Source organism: Gracilibacillus suaedae, assembly GCF_017599345.1.
Classification (GTDB): domain Bacteria; phylum Bacillota; class Bacilli; order Bacillales; family Amphibacillaceae; genus Gracilibacillus; species Gracilibacillus suaedae.
This window is the reverse complement of sequence record NZ_JAGFVL010000057.1, coordinates 188543-212561: the sequence shown is the minus strand read 5'-3', so window position 1 is coordinate 212561 and position 24019 is coordinate 188543. Positions and strand designations below refer to the sequence as shown.

Sequence of the window (24019 nt, the reverse complement as noted above, 5' to 3'; positions counted from 1 at the left end):
ATCACATCTACTTTCGTCCCATGATCAGCGCGGCCTGCTTTAAAATATCATTTTCCATGGCCAGTTTTTGATTTTCATTACGAAGTTTGATTAACTCTTCTTGTTCTGGTGTGCGATTGTCTTTTTCTTGGAACGATCCACTTTCATGATACTGTCGAACCCACTTATCAAAGGAGGAAGGCGTCAGTTCATATTCTTTAATAATTTCTGCACGGGGTTTACCAGATGCATGCAGTTGTACCATTTGTTCCTTAAATTCTTTGGAAAAGCTTCTTCTCATTCTTCTGGTCATTTTAAAACTCCTCGGCTTTTATTTGAACCAAGTGTATCTGACCTTAACTAACTTGTCCAATCAAGTGTAACCGGTTCAAATAGCATACCACTCCATGTATGGTGCGGCATGCTATGATTAGCTATTTAAGTTTTCTCCATCAAAGGTGAACTACTTACAATCTAACCTGCATTTTTATTCAAACCCTTAAAAACTCTAGTAACAAAGCACGTGAGGTCTTTTCATTACAGGTGAAGTACTATGAAAGTGAAAAACTATACAGTAAGCCCCTTCGCACTCTCACTAACATCGTTTATATCGATAGTCACTTTATACTCATATTTTAGCTTCTATACGTTTAGTACATCTAGTTCTTTTTTAATTTGAGCTATGACATATTCACGATCGGATAGATTGTTCTCAAAATCTAATTGATCCACGTTAATTTTCAAAACAGGCGATGCGTCATATGCTTCAAAATATTCTCTATACTCTTTATTTAACCTTTCCCAATACGCATCTTCTGTATCGACTTCATAACTTCTTCCACGTTTATTAATACGACGAATCGCTTCATCTGTTGATATTTCAAGGTATATCATCAATGCCGGTGGCTCGCAGTGTTCAATCATATTTTTGAATAGGTCTAAATAAATGTTAAATTCCTCTTCAGACATTTCACCATTATCCTTTAGCATTTTGGCAAAAATAACATCTCCATAAATAGATCGATCCAGCACTGCTTTGTTCAACTTACTAGCATTTTTTATATGTTTGAAACGTTCATTCAAGAAGAATACTTGTAAAGGAAAGCTATAACGCTCACGGTCATAATAAAATCTATCTAAAATTGGATTATTCACAACAGGTTCTTCAAATGGTGTATACCCTAACTCTTCTACAACTATATCCATTAAAGTTGTTTTCCCTACACCTACTACACCATCTATCGTAATCATTTTCCATCCATCTCCTTCTGTCCTTTTTAACCTTTTTAAACAATCTTGATAAAAGCTTTTCATTCTATTTAGCCCCTTTAAAAAAATCTAGAATCCGTATTACATCGAAGCTATGTAAATAATAAAGCGAGACTATGATCAGTTTGGGTTTTGACCCCCATTGAGCACTTAAAGCTTGAAGTGAGGGCTTACAGACGTTTAGCATCGCGGTAAAATAATAGCATAAGAATATATAATTATACCGAGATTCTATTGGTTTTGATATAAACATGCTTCTAGTCTAAGTGTTGAAAAGCAACTTATATATTATAACACAGACTGTTTATGTGAAAATAACGTTTTTGAGAAAGAAAATATAGCTCGGATTGGAAGGAGAGTAGAAGATAATAAAAAGGAAAGTGCATAGAATGACTTTGCGCTTTCCTTCTCTTTATGTTATTTAACTCTCTAATAATAGAGTTAAAAGATGTAATTACGTATTAGGGTATTTCTATTTCCTCGCTTTGCTTACCTTTAACTTCTTACCTTTAACTTCTTACCTTTAACTTTGGTATGTTCCATTGCTTCCAAAACTAAAGATCCTTTGCCATTAAGAATATCAACATAGGACCAATTATCTTTAATGGAAATGATCCCGATATCATCTGCTGTGACATTTGGGATATTGGATATAGTACCAACAAGATCCACAGCCCGGATTTTCTTCTTTTTGCCACCATTAAAATGCAGCTTCATAATATCTTGGTTGATTCTAGCTGTTTTATTATTTTTCACAATCCGTCGTTCCGTCATTTTTTGATCGAAGGCTTCTTTTGCTTTCTTTACTTCCTCTTTGGAAGGTATCTCCCGTTTACGAAGCTCAAAACCGATATACCTCTCAATTGATTGCAGGTTTTTGTTTTCATAAGCAGCCACAAAGGTGATCGCTTTCCCTTTATTACCTGCACGGCCTGTTCTACCTGTTCGGTGTACATAACTTTCTCTATCGATTGGGACATCAAAGTTAATAACGAGAGACACATTATCTACATCTATGCCTCTGGCAGCTACATCTGTTGCTACAAGGTAACGAAATTCACCCAATTTGAATCCTTTCATTACCGCAAATCGTTTATCTTGCTCCAGTCCTCCATGAATCTGTTCACAAGAATAGTTAGCATGTGCTAACATACTCCACACTTCGTTTACCTTATCTTGTGTATTGCAAAAAATAATACAACTATCTGGATTTTCTACCACGGTCACATTTTTGAGAAGTGACACCTTCTGTTCTTTTTCCACTTCGATCAAACTATGGTCAATACTGCTTGTAGTGACTTCTGTAGTGATTTTTATTGTTATAGGAGATTGCATATATTGATGACAAAGCTTTTCAATTTCTTTCGGCAAGGTAGCTGAATACAACATAGTTACTCTGTTTGCTGGTACTTTTTTTATAATAGCTACTACCACATCTAAAAAGCCCATTTTCAGCATTTCATCTGCTTCATCTATTACCAGATACTTTATTTCCTCTAATTCTAATGTCTCTTTTTCAATATGATCCATTACTCTACCTGGTGTACCAACCACAACATGTGTTTTTTGTCTCAGTTCATCCTTTTGGATAGCAAACGGTTCTTTACCATATACAGCCAATGCCTTCACGCGCTTAAACCTGCCAATGTTCGTTATATCTTCACGAACTTGAGTAGCTAGCTCTCTTGTTGGAGTTAGCACCAATGCTTGTGGATTATTTTCTTCCCAGTCTATTTGCTGACAGATAGGAATAGCAAAAGCAGCAGTCTTCCCACTACCAGTTTGAGATTTCACAATTAAATCTTGATTTTCCAATACTCTTGGAATGACTTCGCTTTGTACCTTTGTAGGCGTATTGTACTTTAATACAGCTAATGCTTTTCTTATTTCCTCGCTTAATTGATAACTTTCGAAGTTTCTTTCATTCATACGTTAACCTCATTTATATTAGATTCACCCATAATATTTGTCCAAACCATTAATCATATACCACTAGAAAAAAAGGACACTTGATACGACAATATAGAAACATATTGTACTTGATTCAAAAAGAAAAAGGGCTCTGTGATAGAGCCCTTTAGTCATTATGCTTTATGAACGTTAGTAGCTTGAAGTCCACGTTGACCTTCTTCTGTATCAAACGTAACTGCTTGACCTTCTTCTAAAGTTTTAAATCCTTCACCTTGAATGGCTGAGAAATGTACGAATAAGTCTTCGCCACCTTCTACTTCGATAAAACCAAACCCTTTATCTGCATTAAACCATTTAACTGTACCTTGTTGCATATTTGTTTCCTCCTGTGTGGATATCCCCACCATTTATTACTATTATTGTTCAATTTAGATAAAAGGTGAAAAGTGTAACATTTACTCTTTTCTCTCAGACCGAGACCGAACAAAAATAAGTCTTATTTAGAATAGCAGATAATGTTTGAAATAGCAACTAATATTTGGATACAAGTTCTCTCTTCGTTGGGAAAATAGTATAACATCCCTATTGAGCAAAGAAGATCACTTAATATAAAAAATAAGTTCACTTACTCTCTGTACTGTCTACACTATCGAGTAAGTCCCAGGCCGCTTCGACCACTTCATCTGGACAATCTGTATGAATCGTGGTATGTCCGGCAGTTTTAAGTATTCGGTGCTCCCCACGCGGAATTGATTTTGCTAATTTTGTATAGATCGTATTTTTAACTTTATTGAATGGATCAATAGTATCACGGAGAAATGATTTGCTCGTGATCGGGGTCATGAATGGGTCAATTCCCATCGCCGTAAACACAATCAAAGGAATATCCGGTATGTCACCTCCTTCATAAACTTCTTTATAGAGCTCGCTGTTCAGATTTTTTCTTTCCTTAATCGTTTTCTTTAATGTCCTAAGATGATATTTAATCAGTGGCTCACGTATCGAATCTGGCCAACTAGCGAGCATCTGGTCAAATAAACTTCGAAAGGTCTGCTTGTAGGTTAGGAGTGTACGAAGAATAGGGAAAATCTGCTGAAATAAGTGGCGTTTCTTTAACTTTGGTGTATTGGTGAGAAAGTCTTCATGAGGCGGTTCTAGAAGAAGCATTCCGGCTACCTCATCTGGAAATCGTTGAGCGTATCGGCGTGCGTATATTCCACCTAATGAGTGACCAACGAACAGATAGGGAGCAGGTACATCAGCGATACGCAAGAGTTCTCGCAATTCGTCAGTGACCTCAAGTGCATTTCGAGGAAGTTTAACCCGATCACTCCAACCCGTTCCCGCTCGATCATAGATCACTGATGTTGTTCGCTGACTAATTTTATTATGGATATTTAAATAGTCAAGTCCGATCATGCCTGCTGCCGGTAAAAATACTACTGTTGGACTTCCAGTCCCTGAACATTCGAGTAACAAGCGTCGTTCTTCCACATTGTATAATCTTCCAATCGGCAACTTATCTCCCCTGTGTGTGTTTGTATAATCTTTCATCACTTTATCAATCCTCCCTTAATTAATTTCTATTTATAATAGATTTTCCTAAGTTCATTAAGGTAACCATCAAGTTCTGCAACAATATTGTCATAATCCAATTCAAAGACTTCTGAGTTTCTAATGTCCTCTACTATTTGATTTGTAAAACCAATATTTGCCCAAAAAATAAGCTGTTTGCATCTTTCAACGTCCAATCCCTCTCTGAATTTAGATTCATCAACGGTATCAAACATTGTCTCAAGACATAACAATTGTTTCTCAATAACTCTTTTTTCCAGTTCCTTATTAATTTCTTCAGACTTAGTTATAGCATTAATCTTAATAAATTCGAAAATCCAAGGATGCTTTTGCAATAATTCAATCTGGAGTAAATATGATTGCCGTAGTTTTTCGAAAATATCCTTCTCGTTAAAGTTCATTAAACTAAGGTATTCTTTATTTATCACGTCAGCACAATAATCATAAAGAAATAGAAATAGATCTTTTTTACTGTTTACATAGTGGAACATTAACCCTTTTGAAATCCCCGACTCCATTGCAATAACATTTGTCGAGGCATCATCAAATCCTTTGATAGCGAATTCTTTTAATGCTGCATTTAAAATAATATCTCTTCTTTTTGATTCCAGATTCAAAATTTTTGGAAGCATGGTAACCACCTCACTTATACATTTATCTGTTAGATCAATTTCATTATACATATATTTACCTGATAGGTCAATACAGAACAGTAGACACTACTAATGTATTTGCTAAAGAACGGAATAAAAATCGGAAGAATTCTTGAATGATACATAAAGACATGTGCCGAGGCGGCCAATAAGGCCACCATTCCAAAAAGAAGAGCGTTCAACTGTATAGTCCAAGCCCAAAGCAAATCTAAAGAGGTATACATTTTGTATTTAATGTAAATCATTGTAATGATAACTTTTTTAGGTGGATTAAAAATGCAAAACTACAATAATGACAATACAGCAAGGCGTTACAAGGCACATGTCAGCATGTTAGGAACAACACAAGTTCATCTAAGAAATCCATATATTATTGCTTGGTGGAGTGCGGCATGTCCAGGTTTCGGACATTTATTACTTTCCAAATATATACGTGGCTATTTATTGTTTATCTGGGAAGTTATCGTCAATGTCCAAACGAATCTTAACCTTGCAATGATTTATTCATTTCAAGGGAAAATTGACATGGCTAAAGAGGTTTTGGATACACGATGGCTTCTTATTTATATCCCTGTTTACCTTTTCGCCATTTGGGATAGCTATCGAACAACAATAGACCTAAATAAAGTTTACATATTGGCTGAAAGAGAAAATCATCGCTACAATTCATTTGTTTTATCACCATTAGAGATAAATTACTTAGACAAAAGAAGTCCAGTATTAGCTTTTATCTGGTCGTTATTCATGCCTGGTCTAGGGCAACTATATATTCATCGAATTTTAACAGCAGCTTTTGTTGTGATTTGGGCTGTGATCTTCTTTTATCAATCTCATGCGCTTGAAGCAGTGACATTTTTGTTTTTGGGAGAAATCCAAAATGCAACAACAGTGTTAAATCCAGAATGGTTATTATTTTTTCCGTCTCTGTATGGCTTTGCTACTTATGACTCCTATTCAGCAACAGTTGAAAACAACAAACTCTACGACAAAGAACAAAGAACATATTTAAAAGCCCAGTATCAAGACCCTGAATTCAAGATTTTAAAAGGACAAAAAGTGAAGTGATTAAAATGCAACTTTTTTCAACATTTGAAAATAATTCCTACTTGGAAATAGCTATTTCCACACTAGAGAAAAAAGGAATTATGAAAGAAAATATATATGCTATTCCTCTTGATAATCGAGAAGAAGAACGAAAATTATTTGATACACTGCATCGTTCAGACGGTACCTCTCTTATTGATATTGGTGTAGCACTTGCTACAGCCTTCTCTGTAGTTGGAGCTAGCGTTGGTTTTGAGCTAACTTTAGGGCCAATATATTGGGGATTAATTGGTGCATTTACCGGGTTTGTAGTCGGGGTTGTTATTCGTCTTTTTAGTGAGCGGGTTCTCAAAAAGAATAAAAGATTATTGAAGGGAAAACATTCAGAAATTATTGTAATAGTTGAGTGTGAAGAAACACAAGCAGAACTAGTAGAAAATATTCTTTGGAATCATTTTGCAATTGGAGTAGCAAAAGTTACCTCTGGATGGAAAGTCAAATAAATGTGTGGAGACTTATATCTGATTTGAAAAAACTATTCCATATGATTTCTCCTTTCGTCTCAAATATTAATGTTTATGCTTTTAACATTGATATAGTCGCCATTCACTATTTGAAATACTTTTTCATCAACTCTTTCGCCTCTTTTACACCCGCCTCTGTTAAATATACTGATTTTGAGCGAATACTTCCTCTGATAATATCCTCATCTGTTAACTCATTTAAAATAGTAAAATCATATCCTTTCCAAGATCTTCTCATCTCTTCTGGAATATCCTCTTCCTCCCATGAAGTTAAATATAGCAATAAAAGTGTAAGTTCCACGATTAGATATCTAGCCAGGCAATAAAGTGAGACTATGCTTTCAGCTACTTTTCGTGTACTTAGGTAATTAACTAAGTATCAAAAAGTAACTTTTTCAAATGCACCCAATGAACCACATTATTATCTAACCATGACCGACTAAATCTAAAGAATCGAATGAATCATTATAATGTAGAACCCTTGGCAAAATTAGATATTTTACCAAGGGTTCTTAAAAAGGCAATTACCAGCCACTAAGATTGTTTGGACTAACTATTTTCATAGATTCGTTCTCTTGTTGCAAACATCCATTCATATTGACGTAGCTTTAATTCAAACAAGGTAAAGGGATTGCGGTATACCTCTGGTTTTTGCTGCATATCGCTTAGGATATCTTTATTTTCTTCAATCTCATCATATGTTTCTGCTAAGACTGCATCTAATTCATCATACGGATCTGTGAAGAATATCTTAATATCCCGTTCCAAAGATTTCCCAAATATTTTGAATTGCTGCATAAATTCATCAATAAGTATTTCAGTTGTTTTGCTGTAGTCTTTCCCTTCAACATATTGTTTATATTTATCATGGACTGTTTCATTATTTTTTGATAATGCACCTACAAGCTTCCCTGCACTTCTCCATAAAAATTGTGAAATGGTAGCATTGCTTATAAAAGTCGCATTTGTCAACTGTATATTTCCTCTTGTCATCCGGTTCATATCCCGATGCCAGTCATCTAGTACCCTGCTGTCACACTCGAAATATATCTTGTCTTCACCATATAGCTGATTAAAACTCTCGCACATTTCACCTAAGTACTTCTTGCTGTCATTCAACTCCATTTCACTATTCTCAATCCATTTTTGGAGTTTTAAATATAAATCTGGTAAAACTGTTTCTTCAATATAATTATTGATTCGCTTATTTATTTCATCGTTAAGCACAATATGAATTTTTTTAAAATCACTATCTTCCTTAATCACTTCAGAACTTTGTCGAATCAATTCTGGAATCTTTATCGTCAAATCCTGTTTCCATTCTTCTATAATTTTGCTGTATGACTTTTTAATAACTTGAACCGTATTCTCTTCTATATCACTTAACTGATTTTGAGCGCCCTTAAGTTTGGTGACTATCTCTTCATTCCATTTAATGTTATCGATTAATGAATTTTCGACTTCTTCACGTTTTAAAAGCAAATACTTAATCGATTTCCTCACATAATACAGAATCTTTGTAGCACGCTCTTCCTCTAGGCTATGTCCACCCATTATTGATTTAGTAAAAGCAGAAAACTCGTTTATTTGATTATTTCTGTCTCCATATGTAGAATAAGTGAATGCTTTTGCATTTGAGAAATAAGAATCGATTCTGGATATTATTTTCTCAGTCCGTTCCATCACTTCCTGACTGTTAGTATTTCGGTCCATATTGCATAATAGAAAGTGAATAGGGAGTTCTGGTGCCTGTTCCCTGATTTGAACAGCCATATCCAGTTCATTACCTGTCAGATTGGAGTCCGCATTTAAAACAAACAATAAGCTGTCTGCTAAATACAGATAATGATTGCCATCAGTCTGCGGGGTATCAATTAAGGTAAGTTTATTTTCATTTAAAAACTGTACCGGCATCTTACAAGAAATAAATGTGTGCTCGTCTTTTGTTGCTTCTTTAAAATCGTTATGTTCAGCTATGCTTCTTTCTTCTTCATTCGTAATGGCATGAATTTTCGCATTGTCTGCATCTTTATAAAGGATGGTACCATTAGCAGGCTCTTCTGAAACCTCCTCATCAAGCAACATGTTCACAAATGACGCCTTCCCACTCGTCTCTGTCCCTGTAATCATCAGATGGTATTGATTTAAATCCTGCAGTTCGTGAACGATCCATTCGAAACGTTTATCCAATAGCAAGCCTTCACCCTCTGCCCATTTGATGATCGACTTGAAAAGCTTGAATCCATCTTCTATACCATTCTGATCACGAGCAGCCCGGCTTAACAAACTTTCCGCCTTACTAATAATAGAAGCTTCCATGTCGGATGGATACATTTCGTTCCACGCTAGTACAGCTGATGAAGCTATCGCAGCCTCTGAAGCCGTAGATACTTTCATCCAATTGGTTAAATGACTTGGAATTAAATAAGAAAATTCTCTTACCAAAAACGTACCATTCATTAATTCAAAGTATGTTTCCCTAAACTGATTAGAAAGCTTACTCCAAACACAGGAAGGTCCCGGCTCAATGTTTAGCAGTAGATCGTTGATTTCTTCCAGCCAAGGGAAATATAAATCAGTTTGTTTATAACTATTCCAAAGTGCTGTTGCTAAACTTTCAAAGCGATTCAAATCAATGTTATATAGAGTCATTAATACTTCACTAAAATAGTTTGGCTTTATTTTTGCAGTATGCCCATCTTCTACATATTCTTCTAAAACCACAAACCACGATAATGATTCTGTTCGCATTGCCTCATTAACTGCAAGCTCAACAGCATTCTCCCAATCTTGTTGGTCTTCGAAGAAAACTCGTGCCACATCAGTTACATCAGGATAGTCTGGATTTATATCCACCGCATGCTTAATCGATTCAACTGCCTTTGCATGCTTGCCGAGCTGTATGTAGAGTGAAAATAGTTGTAGAAGGACCTCTGTTTTTAGAACCTCAGAATCTGTCTCCACTGCATTATAGTAGTCCTCCGCAATGGCAAGTAAATTCATTTTAGCATGAGCATCTGCTATATTTTTCTGTGCCCAAGGCTTTAATTCATTAGAAACGTTTTCCCATTTAAAAATGGCCGCCTCATAATCTTTATACAGAAAATAAACCTCTCCCTGAGCAAAGCGGATATACGATAGATCAGGCATTTCGTTTTGCTGCTCATCTATATATAATTCACCTAAAACCTGGATTGGATCTACATTATGAATACCTTCTATAAATTTATGATAATAGGATTTACTAATTAGTTGTTTCTCCATTGTCATCCTGTTCCCCCATATTGCCTTATTTAAAACGTGCTAAATATAAAGTGAGACTTCCATCAGTGGGGGTTTTTACGGACAATTAGCACCGTGATAACCCCCCATCCTATATTCTAACAAACAAAACCCAGCACAATGTTTCAATTCATTATCATTTAGAATACAATTTTGTATCGCTCCTCAAATGAATATAATGAATCAATAAAAAGAGTTCCTAGAAGTGTTTTAATGACTTTGCTTTTAGTATGAATTGACCGAAATCACATTTTACCTCTTGAACATTTAGCTTAAACACGTTAGTATAAAGTATGTAAAGAACGTTTTAAAAAAATTTAACAAAATTTATTAAGGAGGGGTATGATTCATTTGCTATAATATCGAAAAAGTATGTATTCTTAAATAATAGTTTAAGAATACTATGACATGACTTCTCTCTCCTGAATAGGAGATAAGTTTATGTTTACTTTGTATTAAAATATTTCTTAACAATTTTTATATTTGAAATATTTTAAATAAATAGATAATAAGGGAGTTTTCAACAATGAACAAATGGAAGAAAGAGCTAAGTATTCTTTTAGCACTATTAGTGGTTGCTGTACTGACAGCATGTGGGGACACCAATGATTCATCGAACAGTGACGACCAAACAGAGGGAGACGAAGAATCACCTACAGAAGTAAATGAAGAAGAAATAACAATTGGTCAAATTAATTGGGCTGAAAATATTGCCGTAACCAATATGTGGAAAGCAATTTTAGAAGAAAAAGGGTATAACGTTAAGTTAAACGTATTAGACATGGGTGTGATGATGCAAGCATTAGAAAGTGGTGATCTGGACGCTCATTTAGAAATTTGGTTACCTGTTCAAGATGCTAATTATCTAAAGGAATATCAAGATACAGTGAATTTCTCTGAAGCTACTTGGTTTGATAATGCTAAAGTTGGACTTGTAGTTCCAGAATATGTAGAAGAAGTAAATAGTATAGAAGATTTAAATGAACACAAAGATCTGTTTGAAGGACAAATTGTTGGTTTTGACGCTGGTGCAGGTACAATGGATGTGACGAAAGAATTAATTGATGATTATAATCTTGATTTTGAATTGTTAGCAAGCTCTGAAGCTACCATGTTAGTTGAGATTAGAGAATCAGTAGAAAGTGAAGAACCAATCGTAGCACCACTGTGGACACCACACTGGGCATTCTCTAAATATGACTTAAAATTCCTAGAAGACCCACAGAACACGTACGGTGATGTTGAAAAAATTCACCATGCTACAAGAGAAGGATTTAGTGAAGATTATCCAAATGTTAGTGAATGGTTTAAAAATTGGAAGATGAATGACGAGCAAATTGGTGAATTAATTAATGATGTGGAAAATGCTGAAGAACCACTCAACGGAGCTAAAGAATGGATCGATGAAAATCAAGAATTGGTTGATGAATGGGTAGAATAAAGAAAAAGGTAAAGGAAGCTAGTCTCTCTTAATGGTGAGACTAGCTTCTTTTTTGTAGTTAAATTGGCACATTTCTCACAGACCCTACTATACCTTAATCCAAGAAGGTAGATACTCAAAAATCAAAATGCAAGCGGGACAACTGAATAAATGGACCAATAACCGCTCCTCCAGGGATATCTTGTTCTCTTCCTTGGATATAAGTCTTTATCCAAGGAAAGAGCGATACTCGCCCAAGTAAGAAAATCAGAACAAAACCCGCTCGAAAAAGTGGATCTTCAGGCCAAACAATTCCCACAGGAGTGAAAGTGAGCGGCTTACGCTAAGATCTGCTCTACAACGCTAGCATGAAGTTATACGGTTGCTTTTATAATGACAAATAGCAATTTTTCACTTTGTCCATTGTAAAACTTCTAACAAGAATTGTTGCACCTCCTCACAGCGGAGACTCCTGTGGGGATAGCACGAACCGAAAATCTACTTTGCAAAGTTAGTTGAGGCCATGCCCGTTGAAAGTAATTAGTTGGAGCGTTGCAAATATACATCAAACATTTCAAAATAACTACTTCGTTTAACCCGGTCATTACGCTAATTTTATGCTTTCTCCATATAAAAAAGAGCATTAAATTGCTTTCTTTTGCAATTTAATGCTCTACATCTATTTCCAATAAAGGGGGGAATATATTAAACATAAGTTCTTCTTATAGAAACATTACTTGTCTTAACGATTAACTGTGCCTGCATCAGCTGGATCGACACCATGACGGTAATAATCCGCATGAATCGGCTCTAGTGGCTTACGTCCAAGGATTAAGTCCGCTGCTTTTTCCGCCAACATCAATACAGGAGCATGGATATTACCATTAGTAACGTAAGGCATTGCAGATGCATCAGCCACTCTTACATTGTCAAGTCCATGGACTTTCATCGTATTCGGATCTACTACTGCCATAGGATCTGAAGCTGGCCCCATTTTTGTCGTGCAGGACGGGTGCAGCGCAGTCTCCGCATCCTTCGCCACCCAATCTAAAATCTCTTCATCTGTTTGAACAGATGGACCAGGGGAGATTTCTCCTGAATTATAAGGTGCCATTGCTGGCTGAGATAAAATATTTCGAGAAACTCGAATTGCTTCAACCCATTCACGTCGATCCTGTTCGGTTGAAAGATAGTTATAAACCATACTTGGATGGTCTTTAGGATCATTTGAACGGATCTTTAATGAGCCGCGTGCATCAGAATACATAGGTCCAACGTGTACTTGGAATCCATGATCCGTTTCTGCTTTTTGCCCATCATATCTCACTGCTACCGGAAGGAAGTGGAACATTAGATTTGGATAGTCCACATCTTCATTCGAACGGACAAATCCTCCACCTTCAAAATGATTCGTTGCTGCTGGACCTTTGCGACCGAATATCCACTGCAAGCCAACCCAAGGCATCCGCCATAACTTCAAGTTAGGCTGTTCAGATACTGGTTGCGGACAAGCGTGTTGGATATAAACTTCAAGGTGGTCCTGAAGATTTTCACCAACACCAGGAAGATTCACTTTCGGTTTGACACCGACTGAACGTAAATGTTCTGCGTCACCCACACCTGATAGTTGTAATAGTTGTGGCGTATTAATCGCACCACCGGCAAGGATTACCTCACCTGCCTTCACTTGATGCATCTTTCCATTGCGTCGATATGTCACACCCTCTGCTCGTTCACCATTTATGTCAATATTGGTAACGAAAGCACGCGTTCTTATCGTGAGATTGTTACGGTGTTTGTATGGGTGTAAATATGCACGTGAAGCAGACATCCTTCTACCTTTATACACATGCTTATCAAATGGTCCGAACCCTTCTTGTCGATAACCATTTACATCAGGTGTTCGATTGTACCCTGCTTGGACAGCTGCATCAAAAAAGGCTTGGAATAACGGATTTTTGGCAGGGCCGCGTTCCAATTTAATCGGACCATCATGGCCACGAAGGTCATCATCGGGATCTGCTGCTAAAGCATTTTCCAAACGTTTAAAATACGGAAGACAGTGTGCAAAATCCCATGTTTCCATACCAGGATCGGCTCCCCATCGTTCATAGTCCTTTGGATTACCTCGCTGATAAATCATGCCATTAATCGAACTTGAACCACCAAGCACCTTACCACGAGCATGCTTAATTCGTCGACCACCCATATAAGGTTCAGGGTCAGATTCATATTTCCAGTCGTACAAGCTTTTTCCAGATGGGAATGGCAATGCTGCTGGCATTTGAATCAATAAATCCCACGGATAGTCACTACGACCTGCTTCTAATATAAGAACATTGTATTTTCCGTCTTCACTTAGTCGATTACCAAGTACAGAACCTGCACTGCCACCGCCGATGATTACATAATCAAATCTTTCACTCATTCTAAGAACCTCCTTATTTAAATATAAAATGAGCATATTAAAACAAAATTCAGTTATAACATTATTTAAACCAATCAAGTGGCTCAGGATTGAGATTACGGTAAATATGTTTCGTTTCTGTGTACTCTTCCAATCCCATTTTGCCTAACTCACGTCCAATTCCAGACTGTTTATATCCGCCCCATGGAGCCTGTGCAAAGTATGGATGGAAATCGTTGATCCATACTGTACCCATTCGTAATGCAGACGCAACACGTTCCGCTTTATCAACGTCAGTCGTCCATACTGCACCGGCAAGGCCATAGATCGTGCCATTAGCCAGATGTACTGCTTCTTCTTCATCTTTAAAACGTTCAACCGTTAGAACAGGGCCAAATACTTCCTCCTGTACGATGCGCATATTGGAATGACAATCGATTAAAATAGTCGGCAAATAGAAGAAGCCGTTTTGCAGTTCGGGATCATCTGGACGAGAACCACCAACCAAGACTTTGGCTCCTTCTTGTTTTCCAATTTCTACGTATTTTTCAACTTTTGCTCGGTGTTCTTCTGAAATTAATGGTCCAGACTGCGTTTCCTCATTAAATCCATTTCCCAATTTAATTCGTTTAGCTCTTTCGGCAAGTGCTTCGACAAAGCGATCATGAATCGAATCTTCTACGAGTAATCTAGCCCCTGCCGAACAAACCTGACCAGCATGGAAGAAAACAGCATTTAAGGCTTGATCAAGTGCAGTGTCAAAATCAGCATCCGCAAATACAATGTTGGGATTTTTCCCTCCAAGTTCCAGTGCAATCTTCTTCACATTGCCACTTGCTGTCTGCATAATCTTCTTACCTGTATCAATTCCACCTGTAAAAGATATCAGGTCAACGTCATGGCTTTCGGCTAGTTCGTTACCAACTGTTGCACCCTTACCGAGAACAAGGTTAACTACACCATTTGGAAATCCGACTTCTTCCATTAATTCTGTCACTTTAATCGTTGTTAACGGCGTGATCTCACTTGGTTTCATTACAATCGTATTTCCTGCAGCAAGCGCAGGAGCAATTTTCCAGGCTGCTTGTAAAAGTGGATAATTCCATGGCGTGATTTGACCGCAAACTCCGACCGGTTCACGAACCACTTTACTTTGGCTATTCGGAATTGGTGAATCAATGATTTCTCCACTGTCTTTATCAGCTAAACCAGCAAAATAACGAAAAACCTCGGCGATATCTGCCATATCTGCACGGCTTTCTTCAATCGTTTTACCAGTATCTAGAGATTCAAGTTCTGCTAGTTCCTCACTATCTCTTTCTATTAATTCAGCGATTTGAAGTACTTTTTTACCTCGTTCATTAGCAGGGGTGTGCTTCCAATCCCCATGATCAAAGGCTTCACGTGCTGCAGAGATTGCTAGTTTCGCATCTTCAGCGTTCCCTTCAGCGACGGTTGCAATAATTTCCTGATTGAACGGGTTGATGATGCTCCTACTCTCTCCGGCGCGAGCCTCATTCCATCCCCCGTTGATGAACATTTTTTTCATAAATTCTCCCCCTCACATTAATTATGTTAAATTATTTTTTAACGTTTTTAACATTTTAAATATAACATAGTGTTATTTCTTTGTAAACTAGTGGCTATATTCGATTAAATAATTTTTGACATTCACACAAGATAAGTTATAGTTGAAATTAAAGTAGTTAAATTCATATTTAACCATTTGAATTTTAATAATAAGAAATGAGGGATATCATTGGAAGATGAGAAACAACAAAAGGCAGAAGCATTACTTGAAGATGCTGAGCGCTTAGTCATTGACTCGATTGCTGAAACAATGGATCTATACGGTGTCACACCATCCATCGGAAGATTATACGCAACTATGTATTTCAAGCATGATCCTTTGACTCTTGATGATATGAAAAACGACCTTGGAATGAGTAAACCGAGCATGAGTACCGCAGTCCGCAAGTTACAAGATATCAATATTGTAAAGAAAGTCTGGAGAAGAGGTTCTCGTAAGGATTTATTTATGGCAGAGAAAAATTTCTTCCAATACTTTTCCCATTTCTTTGGGGATAAATGGGAAAGGGAAGCAAAATTAAATCTCACATCTATCAATGATGCTATAGAAAAACTGCAGGAAGTACTTAATATAGAGGAAATCGATGTAGATATGAAACATCGAGCTGAACAAGATTTACAGCAACTCAAGGAATATAGGAACTATTGCCACTGGTTGGAGAGACTTGTCGATTCTGTTGAATCTGGTGAGATTTTTGAATTCTTACCGATTGAAGATACGGATAGTAATCGTGATGAGTCATAACTTAATGTTCTCAAAATGAAAAACAAGGCTAGGACATAACTAATACATTCCAAGCTAAAGACGAACGTTGACAAGAGATCTAACTTATTCAAATGTTGCTTGTTTGTTCGAAGTAGCATAATATCCTTAAACATAATTTCTAAATATATAGTGACGATAACTACCACTCCGACTACCCACTTCCCTTCCCGAGATATTGGCGATTATCCTCGGAAGAGAAGATTTTTTCCTCGGAACAGAGGTGGCCCTTCCGGGGATATCTCCTTCCCTTCCCGGGATATTGGCGATTATCCTCGGAAGGGAAGACTTTTTCCCCGGAGCAGAGGTGGCCCTTCCGGGGATATCTCCTTCCCTTCCCGGGATATTGGCGATTATCCTCGGAAGGGAAGGTTTTTTCCCCGGAACAGAGGTGGCCCTTCCGGGGATACCTCCTTTCCTTCCCAGGATATTGGCGATTATCCTCGGAAGGGAAGACTTTTCCCCTGGAGCAGAGGTGACCCTTCCGGGGATATCTCCTTCCCTTCCCGGGATATTGGCGATTATCCTCGGAAGGGAAGACTTTTTCCCTGGAGCAGAGGTCACGTTACTGCGCAGTTTATGTTTTAGCTGTTATAAAAATCATAAGCTCGCATTTAAAAAGACCCGAACTATTCCATTTGTTATGGAATTCAAGTTCGGGTCTTTATTTGATTTAGATACTTGTGTCCGAGCCTCGTTCTAACATCACCTTTGTTTTAAACCTTCTATTATTTCTCCACCCCTTCAAAATTCTTTAACTCAAATTTATCAAGCAATTCACGCACTTCGTCGGTAGACTCTGTGTCCATCAATTGATTTCTTAATTCACTCGCTCCTCTAAATCCTCGGACATATATCTTAAAAAAGCGACGAAGTGGTTTGAACAGACGTGATTCTATTTTCGAATATTTATCAAAAAGATCCAGATGTAATCTCAAAAGATCGAGCAATTCTTTACTACTCGGATCTCTTGGTTCCTTTTCAAAGGCAAATGGATTATGAAAAATACCACGTCCAATCATCACCCCATCAACACCATATTGCTCGACAAGCTTCAATCCGGTTTGACGATCCGGGATATCGCCATTGATCGTCAAGAGTGTATCTGGTGCCACTTGATCACGAAGTTTTTTAATCTCCGGAATTAATTCCCAATGAGCATCTACTTTACTCATTTCCTTTTTTGTTCGAAGATGAATGGAAAGATTAACAATGTCTTGTTTCAAGATATGTGTGAGCCAATCACGCCATTCTTCCAGGTAAGTATAACCAAGCCTTGTCTTCACACTTACAGGCAATCCTCCTGCTTTCGCTGCTTGTATGATATCTGCTGCAACTTCTGGACGACGGATGAGCCCACATCCTTTGCCACTCTTTGTGACATTAGGTGCTGGACAACCCATATTGATATCGACACCCTTAAACCCTTCTTTCGCCATACCAATGCTCATTTCCCGAAAGTATTCAGGCTTGTCCCCCCAAATATGGGCGACCATTGGCTGTTCATCCTCTGTAAATGTCAAACGCCCACGCACACTTTGTTTTCCGTCTGGATGACAATAACTTTCCGTATTGGCAAACTCGGTAAAAAACACATCCGGTCTAGCTGCTTCACTCACTACATGACGAAAAACAACATCTGTCACATCTTCCATTGGTGCTAATATAAAAAACGGCCGTGGTAATTCACGCCAAAAATTGTCTGTCATCATCAAATTCCTTTCATTATCTATTATCAGATTAAATCCTTATTCCAAAATAAAAAGTAAAAATGTTTTTACTGCTTTTATACTTATACCATGATTTAGCACTATATTTCAAACCGATTTTAATTGTAGATTTTTCACTTAGAAATGTCCATTTATTTAAATTTAATACGATAAATGCATTTATAAGGATTTCGAAAGGAAAAGACCCCAAGCAAATTGGGGTTGAACTACAACTTTAATTAGACAATTTTATTTCGAGCTTCACTACCGCTTCAATATGGGTCGTCTGCGGAAACATATCAACCGGCTGCACTTCTTTTGTCTCATATCCTCCATCCTCTAATATCCTTAAATCTCTTGCTAAAGTAGATGGATTACAAGATACATATACAATTCGCTTTGGTTTCATTTGTAACATTGCTTGCAATAATGCTTCATCACAGCCTTTTCTTGGTGGGTCCACCACAATAACATCTGGCTGCAGGCCTTGTGCTCGCCACCATGGCATTACTTTCTCTGCTTGTCCCACAAAAAATTCTGCATTATCAATATGATTTAATTTCGCATTTTCTTTTGCGTCACTTACTGCCTCCGGAACAATTTCGACACCATATACTTTTTTCGCCTTTTGTGCTAAAAATAGCGAGATTGTTCCAATGCCACAGTAAGCATCAATCACGGTTTCATTTCCTGAAAGATTGGCATATTCCAATGCTTTATCATATAATTTTTTCGTTTGTGGTGGATTTACCTGGTAAAATGACTTAGCAGAAATAGCAAATTTGATATCACCAATCTGATCATAAATATATTCTTCCCCCCATAGTACTTTCGTTTTCTTACCAAGAATAACATTAGTACGGTCAGGGTTAACATTTTGAACGATCGATTTAACATGAGGATTTGTTTCCGTTATTTCCTTAATTAATGTATCTAACCCATTTACTTTTTCTCTTCTTGTTACTAATACAACCATTGTCTGCTTTGTTTCTTGGCCAGACCTCACCATAATATGTCGTAAAATACCGCGGTTGTTTTTTTCATCATAAGCTGGAATCCCTAATCGGTTGGCAATTTCACGAATTGCCTCTACTATGCGATCATTAACTTCTTCCGTGATAATGCAACGAGCCATATCATCAATGATTTCATGACTTCTTTTTCGATAAAATCCTGTGATTAATTCACCATTCTTCGATCCTACTGGAATTTGCACCTTATTACGGTATCGCCATGGGTCATCCATACCGATTGTTGAATGAATCGGAATATCTTCAATATGTCCGATCTTTTTCAAAGCGCTTTGTACTTGATTTCGTTTCATGTCGAGTTGCATCTCATAACTCATATGCTGTAATTGACAACCACCACATTGATAATACACATTACACGGTGGTTTGACACGATCTTCACTTTCCTCTGTCACTTCGATTAATCGACCAAATCCGAAATTCTTCTTAACTTTAATAACTTTCACTTCAGCTGTTTCACCGGGTAATCCATACGGAACAAAAAGTGGATAACCATCTATCTTGCCAACTCCAGCACCTTCGTGTGTTATATCTTCAAAGGTTAACTCGATTGTTTGATTTTTCTTCACAGGCGGAGCTGTTTTTGTCATATTATCAACGTCCTTTATTTCTGTTAAACTGCCTTCTTTCAGCAGTCAACATTCTTTCTTATCATATGTTGTCCAAATTTTATCACAGCTAACGACAAATGGAAAATTCCGTGTCTAATTTGATCATTTCCTGGGAAATATTTTATCGAAAAATAAAAGGTACACTCTCCGACAGAATGTACCATTTTATCTATTCAATTTTTGCTTGTTTTTCGATAAATTCCTCGGAAACAAAAAACTCAATATGCTGATACAGGTTTTCAAATTCGCCAGGCAACAAGCCGCCGTACTCTCCATCTAAATTAAGTTGCATCTTTTCTTCTGTATGGACTTTAATTCGATTCGCTCTCGTGTAAAAGATGTTTTTGTCTTCTAAGTGTGCGCCTTTTGTCGCAAGACTGGCAATGCGAACAAATTCGGCTAGATTCGTCTTACGAAGTATGACTAAATCAAAATAACCGTCATCCATTTTAGCTTCTGGTGCAATCTTTTCAAAACCGCCTACCGAGTTTGTATTAGAGACAAGGAAAAGCATAATCTCATCGTCAAACCATTTTCCATCATACTCAATTTGAACTTTGGTTGGCTTCAAAGATGGAAGCATTTCAATGCCTTTCAAATAATAAGCGAGCTGGCCGAGCATCGTTTTTAATTTGCTCGGGACTTCATAGGTTAATTCTGTTAGTTTTCCGCCACCTGCAATGTTCATGAAGTAATGATCATTTACTTTACCGATATCAAGCATGCGAGTATGGTGCTCGAGAATCACACTAACAGCTTTCTGAATTTCACGAGGAATCCCCAATGCTCTTGCGAAATCATTGGTTGTCCCAACTGGAATAATCGCTAACTGTGGCCGATACTCCTGCTCCGCCATACCATGAATAACTTCATTAATGGTACCATCCCCACCTGCAGCAATTATCAAATCGAATTTACGATCTACTGCAATTTTCGCAGCATTCGTCGCATCACCTTCACATTTAGTCGCGTGGGCTGATGTTTCATATCCAGCTTCTTCAAAGCGCCTTAATACCTCTGGCAGCTCCTTTTTGAAAGCCTCACGACCAGACGTTGGATTATAGATAATGCGTGCACGTTTCATACTCATTCTCCTCTAAGTGTTACATTCTACCTTAATCATAATCATTTTGGATAAAAATGCAAATCTTTACTCAATGATACCATATTTATATGGCCACTTTTGACCATTTTATGGCCACTTTCAAGGGTTTTATGGTCACTTTTCGTACTTTTAAGGTCACTTTTTTGCATTTTATGGTCACTTTCGACGATTATATTGCCACTTATAAATATATCCATTAAATAGAAGGCTGTGCGCTTTAACACAGCCTTCCTCATTCATATTATCGTTTTTCGATTTCTTCTTTGATGATTTTATTTACCATTGGTGGGTTGGCTTGTCCTTTTGTTGCTTTCATAGTTTGACCAACAAGGAAACCAAGTGCTTTGTCTTTACCATTTTTGAAATCAATGATCGATTGTTCGTTTTCATCAAGAATTCCTGTGATGATCTCGCGAAGTTGACCTTCATCAGAGATTTGTACGAGCCCTTTATCTTTGACGATTTTTTCTGGGTCTCCACCATTTTCAACAAGCTCTGCGAAGACTTTTTTCGCCATTTTAGACGAGATCGTACCATCCTCGATCAGTTGAATCATTTTTGCAAGAGCTGCTGGAGTCATTTTTAAGTCATGGATTTCGACTTGTTGTTTATTCATATAAGCAGAAACTTCACCCATTAGCCAGTTCGATGCTTGCTTAACATCTGCACCTGCTTCAATCGCTTCTTCAAAGAAGTCAGACATTTCTTTCGTACTTGTTAATACGCCTGCGTCATAAACTGGCAGGTCTAACTCTTTGACATAACGTTCACGACGAGCATCTGGCAATTCAGGGATTTCGGCACGGATGCGTTCTTTCCATTCATCATCAATATAAAGTGGAACGAGATCTGGTTCAGGGAAATAACGATAGTCGTCAGAACCTTCCTTCACACGCATGAGAATCGTTTCTTTCTTTTGTTCATCGTAACGACGAGTTTCCTGAAGAATTTCTCCACCATTTAGCAGTACTTCACGCTGACGTTTTTCTTCAAATTCCAATCCTTTTTGTACAAAAGAGAAAGAGTTTAAGTTTTTCAATTCTGTTTTTGTACCGAATTCCTCTTGCCCTACTGGACGGATCGAAATGTTGGCATCACAGCGAAGGGAGCCTTCTTCCATCTTACAATCGGAAACACCAGTATATTGGATAATATTTTTTAGCTTTTCTAAATAAGCATAAGCTTCTTCCGGTGTGCGAATATCTGGTTCAGATACGATTTCTACTAGCGGTGTACCTTGACGGTTATAGTCCACTAGTGAATAACCGTCATCACCATGGGTTAATTTCCCTGCATCTTCCTCTAAATGAAGACGAGTGATGCCGATTTTTTTCTTCTCACCGTTTACCTCAATTTCAATCCAACCATTTTCACCGATTGGTTGATCAAATTGAGAAATTTGATAAGCTTTTGGGTTATCTGGATAGAAATAGTTTTTACGGTCGAACTTTGTATCTGTTGCGATATCACAATTGATTGCCATTGCAGCTTTCATCGCATAGTTTACTGCTTCTTCATTTAAAACAGGTAATACACCTGGGTATCCTAAGTCAATCGGGTTTACGTTCGCATTCGGCTCAGAACCAAATGCGTTCGGACTTGGACTGAAGATTTTGGACGCGGTTTTTAATTCGACGTGCACTTCTAAACCAATAATTGTTTCAAAATTTGTCATTACTTGTCACCCCCTAAATTAGGACGTTTCTTGTGATGATCTGTTGCTTGCTCATAAGCATATGCTGTACGATAGATGGTTGATTCATCGAAGTGTCTGCCAATGATTTGCAAACCGATTGGTAAGCCATTGCCTGAGAATCCACAAGGAATCGACATACCTGGAAGTCCAGCAAGGTTTACAGGTGTTGTTAATACATCATCTGTATACATCGTCAATGGATCATCGATTTTCTCTCCGATTTTATATGCTGGTGTTGGAGTTGTAGGTCCAATTACTACATCATACTCATCGAAGATTTTTTCGAAGTCATTTTTGATCAGTGTGCGTACCTTTTGAGCTTTTTTGTAATAAGCATCGTAGTAACCGGAGCTTAATGCAAAGGTACCTAGCATAATACGACGTTTTACTTCATCACCAAAGCCTTCTGCACGAGATTCTTTGAACATATCAATCATGTCGACGTTCTTCTCTGTTCGCTTACCATAGCGAACGCCATCGAAACGTGCTAGGTTGGCACTTGCTTCTGATGCTGCTAGTAAGTAATAGGCTGCAACCGCATATTTAGAGTGTGGTAATGAAACTTCTTCCCATGTTGCACCTAATTCTTCATATTGTTTCAACGCTGCGAGAACCGCTTCTTTTACTTCCGGGTCAACCCCTTCTTGTAAGTACTCCTTCGGCACTGCAATACGTAAGCCTTTCACATCCTCTTTAAATGCATCACTATAATTTGGAACATCTACATTAGCAGAAGTCGAATCCATGTTGTCATGACCAACAATTGCTTGTAATAAATGAGCATTGTCTTCTACTGTTCTTGTAATTGGTCCAATTTGATCAAGTGATGATGCGAACGCCACAAGGCCAAAACGGGATACTAGACCATATGTAGGTTTCATACCAACTACACCACAGAATGCAGCTGGTTGACGAATGGAACCACCTGTATCAGAGCCAAGAGAGAAAAATACTTCTCCTGCTGCTACAGCTGCTGCTGAACCGCCACTGGAACCACCTGGAACATAATCCGTATTCCATGGGTTACGAGTATTTTCATAGCTAGAATTCTCTGTTGAAGAACCCATCGCAAACTCGTCCATGTTTAATTTCCCGATGTTAACTGTATTTTCTTTATTTAATTTCTGGATAACCGTTGCATCATACAATGGGTCATTCAAGTTATCGAGAATTTGACTCGCACAAGTTGTGCGCAATCCTTTTGTTACAATATTATCTTTAATTCCGATCGGCATCCCGTATAGAATCGATGCAGCTGAATCTATCTTTTCGTCTAATTCTTTCGCTTGTTTTTTTGCTTCTTCTTCATTCAGTGTCAAAAATGCTTTGACTTGACCATCTACTTCATTTATACGATTATATGAAGCTTCAACTAGATCACTAACAGTAATTTCGTTGTTATGTAGCTTTTCTTGTAGTTCTTTTAACGTATAATCAAAAAGTGACAAAA

The 24019-nt window shown here is 37.5% G+C and carries 18 protein-coding genes and 1 pseudogene; 4 read left to right on the top strand and 15 right to left on the bottom strand.

Translation table 11 applies throughout. From position 1 onward, the window contains the following. Positions 1–10: 10 nt before the first annotated feature. From J5J03_RS17740 to J5J03_RS17715, 6 genes and pseudogenes are all read right to left on the bottom strand, one after another. Positions 11–292 (bottom strand): annotated as a pseudogene (locus J5J03_RS17740) (transposase); the annotation flags it as partial. Between the two features lie 329 nt (positions 293–621). Beyond that, entirely contained in the window at positions 622–1293 is a 672-nt protein-coding gene (locus J5J03_RS17735; RefSeq protein WP_208591383.1) for a deoxynucleoside kinase, read from the bottom strand. A 450-nt stretch (positions 1294–1743) separates the two neighbouring features. After that, a complete protein-coding gene (locus tag J5J03_RS17730; RefSeq protein ID WP_208591382.1) occupies positions 1744–3177 on the bottom strand; it encodes a DEAD/DEAH box helicase in 1434 nt (477 codons plus the stop codon). Between the two features lie 155 nt (positions 3178–3332). Further along, positions 3333–3533 carry a cold-shock protein gene (locus tag J5J03_RS17725; RefSeq protein WP_208591371.1) on the bottom strand — a complete coding sequence of 67 codons (201 nt, stop codon included), beginning with the start codon at positions 3531–3533 and terminating at the stop codon, positions 3333–3335. Between the two features lie 247 nt (positions 3534–3780). Further along, complete coding sequence (locus tag J5J03_RS17720; protein WP_208591369.1) at positions 3781–4677, bottom strand: alpha/beta fold hydrolase; 897 nt, start codon at positions 4675–4677, stop codon at positions 3781–3783. Positions 4678–4742: 65 nt separating this feature from the next. After that, positions 4743–5366 carry a TetR/AcrR family transcriptional regulator gene (locus J5J03_RS17715; protein WP_208591367.1) on the bottom strand — a complete coding sequence of 208 codons (624 nt, stop codon included), beginning with the start codon at positions 5364–5366 and terminating at the stop codon, positions 4743–4745. 297 nt (positions 5367–5663) lie between these two features. On the opposite strand from J5J03_RS17715, the gene J5J03_RS17710 reads away from it, so the two are divergent. Both J5J03_RS17710 and J5J03_RS17705 read left to right on the top strand, forming a co-directional pair. After that, a complete protein-coding gene (locus J5J03_RS17710) occupies positions 5664–6452 on the top strand; it encodes a hypothetical protein (protein WP_208591363.1) in 789 nt (262 codons plus the stop codon). A gap of 5 nt (positions 6453–6457) precedes the next feature. After that, entirely contained in the window at positions 6458–6934 is a 477-nt protein-coding gene (locus J5J03_RS17705; protein ID WP_208591404.1) for a hypothetical protein, read from the top strand. A 106-nt stretch (positions 6935–7040) separates the two neighbouring features. Here the strand turns inward: J5J03_RS17705 and J5J03_RS17700 are convergent, their stop codons facing one another. Together J5J03_RS17700 and J5J03_RS17695 are read right to left on the bottom strand one after the other, a co-directional pair. Beyond that, positions 7041–7256: a DUF6429 family protein gene (locus J5J03_RS17700; RefSeq protein ID WP_331460521.1), complete on the bottom strand. Its 216-nt coding sequence runs from the start codon at positions 7254–7256 to the stop codon at positions 7041–7043. 248 nt (positions 7257–7504) lie between these two features. Then, complete coding sequence (locus tag J5J03_RS17695; RefSeq protein WP_208591362.1) at positions 7505–10225, bottom strand: P-loop NTPase family protein; 2721 nt, start codon at positions 10223–10225, stop codon at positions 7505–7507. 538 nt (positions 10226–10763) lie between these two features. Here J5J03_RS17695 and J5J03_RS17690 point away from each other — a divergent pair. After that, complete coding sequence (locus tag J5J03_RS17690; protein ID WP_208591361.1) at positions 10764–11678, top strand: glycine betaine ABC transporter substrate-binding protein; 915 nt, start codon at positions 10764–10766, stop codon at positions 11676–11678. Positions 11679–12399: 721 nt separating this feature from the next. Here J5J03_RS17690 and betA read toward each other — a convergent pair. After that, entirely contained in the window at positions 12400–14085 is a 1686-nt protein-coding gene (gene betA / locus J5J03_RS17685; protein ID WP_208591360.1) for a choline dehydrogenase, read from the bottom strand. A 61-nt stretch (positions 14086–14146) separates the two neighbouring features. After that, the gene (gene betB / locus J5J03_RS17680) at positions 14147–15613 is read right to left on the bottom strand and encodes a betaine-aldehyde dehydrogenase (protein WP_208591359.1); all 1467 of its coding nucleotides are present in this window, start codon (positions 15611–15613) and stop codon (positions 14147–14149) included. A gap of 210 nt (positions 15614–15823) precedes the next feature. Here betB and cudC point away from each other — a divergent pair, with 210 nt between their 5' ends. Next, complete coding sequence (gene cudC, locus J5J03_RS17675; protein ID WP_208591358.1) at positions 15824–16399, top strand: choline uptake/conversion transcriptional regulator CudC; 576 nt, start codon at positions 15824–15826, stop codon at positions 16397–16399. 746 nt (positions 16400–17145) lie between these two features. On the opposite strand, the gene J5J03_RS17670 is transcribed toward cudC, so the two are convergent. The 5 genes from J5J03_RS17670 to gatA form a co-directional block, all read right to left on the bottom strand. Then, entirely contained in the window at positions 17146–18126 is a 981-nt protein-coding gene (locus tag J5J03_RS17670) for a tRNA dihydrouridine synthase (protein ID WP_208591356.1), read from the bottom strand. 235 nt (positions 18127–18361) lie between these two features. Continuing rightward, positions 18362–19747, bottom strand: a complete 1386-nt coding sequence (gene rlmD / locus J5J03_RS17665) for a 23S rRNA (uracil(1939)-C(5))-methyltransferase RlmD (RefSeq protein WP_208591352.1) — start codon at positions 19745–19747, stop codon at positions 18362–18364. A gap of 190 nt (positions 19748–19937) precedes the next feature. Beyond that, positions 19938–20852, bottom strand: a complete 915-nt coding sequence (locus J5J03_RS17660; protein WP_208591348.1) for a diacylglycerol kinase — start codon at positions 20850–20852, stop codon at positions 19938–19940. 262 nt (positions 20853–21114) lie between these two features. After that, positions 21115–22548 (bottom strand): Asp-tRNA(Asn)/Glu-tRNA(Gln) amidotransferase subunit GatB, encoded by a 1434-nt coding sequence (gene gatB, locus J5J03_RS17655; RefSeq protein WP_208591346.1) that lies wholly within the window; start codon positions 22546–22548, stop codon positions 21115–21117. Further along, positions 22548–24017 carry an Asp-tRNA(Asn)/Glu-tRNA(Gln) amidotransferase subunit GatA gene (gatA, locus tag J5J03_RS17650; RefSeq protein WP_208591344.1) on the bottom strand — a complete coding sequence of 490 codons (1470 nt, stop codon included), beginning with the start codon at positions 24015–24017 and terminating at the stop codon, positions 22548–22550. Before gatA ends, gatB begins: the two co-directional genes overlap by 1 nt. Between the last annotated feature and the right edge of the window lie 2 nt (positions 24018–24019).

Bases quoted from the DNA above. Each gene is read 5' to 3' on its own strand.
- J5J03_RS17670 (WP_208591356.1), bottom strand. From the start codon at position 18,126: ATGACAGACAATTTTTGGCGTGAATTACCACGGCCGTTTTTTATATTA.
- J5J03_RS17690 (WP_208591361.1), top strand. From the start codon at position 10,764: ATGAACAAATGGAAGAAAGAGCTAAGTATTCTTTTAGCACTATTAGTG.
- J5J03_RS17695 (WP_208591362.1), bottom strand. From the start codon at position 10,225: ATGACAATGGAGAAACAACTAATTAGTAAATCCTATTATCATAAATTT.
- rlmD (WP_208591352.1), bottom strand. From the start codon at position 19,747: ATGACAAAAACAGCTCCGCCTGTGAAGAAAAATCAAACAATCGAGTTA.
- gatB (WP_208591346.1), bottom strand. From the start codon at position 22,548: ATGACAAATTTTGAAACAATTATTGGTTTAGAAGTGCACGTCGAATTA.
- J5J03_RS17710 (WP_208591363.1), top strand. From the start codon at position 5,664: ATGCAAAACTACAATAATGACAATACAGCAAGGCGTTACAAGGCACAT.
- J5J03_RS17660 (WP_208591348.1), bottom strand. From the start codon at position 20,852: ATGAAACGTGCACGCATTATCTATAATCCAACGTCTGGTCGTGAGGCT.
- J5J03_RS17730 (WP_208591382.1), bottom strand. From the start codon at position 3,177: ATGAATGAAAGAAACTTCGAAAGTTATCAATTAAGCGAGGAAATAAGA.
- betB (WP_208591359.1), bottom strand. From the start codon at position 15,613: ATGAAAAAAATGTTCATCAACGGGGGATGGAATGAGGCTCGCGCCGGA.
- betA (WP_208591360.1), bottom strand. From the start codon at position 14,085: ATGAGTGAAAGATTTGATTATGTAATCATCGGCGGTGGCAGTGCAGGT.
- J5J03_RS17725 (WP_208591371.1), bottom strand. From the start codon at position 3,533: ATGCAACAAGGTACAGTTAAATGGTTTAATGCAGATAAAGGGTTTGGT.
- J5J03_RS17705 (WP_208591404.1), top strand. From the start codon at position 6,458: ATGCAACTTTTTTCAACATTTGAAAATAATTCCTACTTGGAAATAGCT.
- J5J03_RS17735 (WP_208591383.1), bottom strand. From the start codon at position 1,293: ATGAAAAGCTTTTATCAAGATTGTTTAAAAAGGTTAAAAAGGACAGAA.
- J5J03_RS17715 (WP_208591367.1), bottom strand. From the start codon at position 5,366: ATGCTTCCAAAAATTTTGAATCTGGAATCAAAAAGAAGAGATATTATT.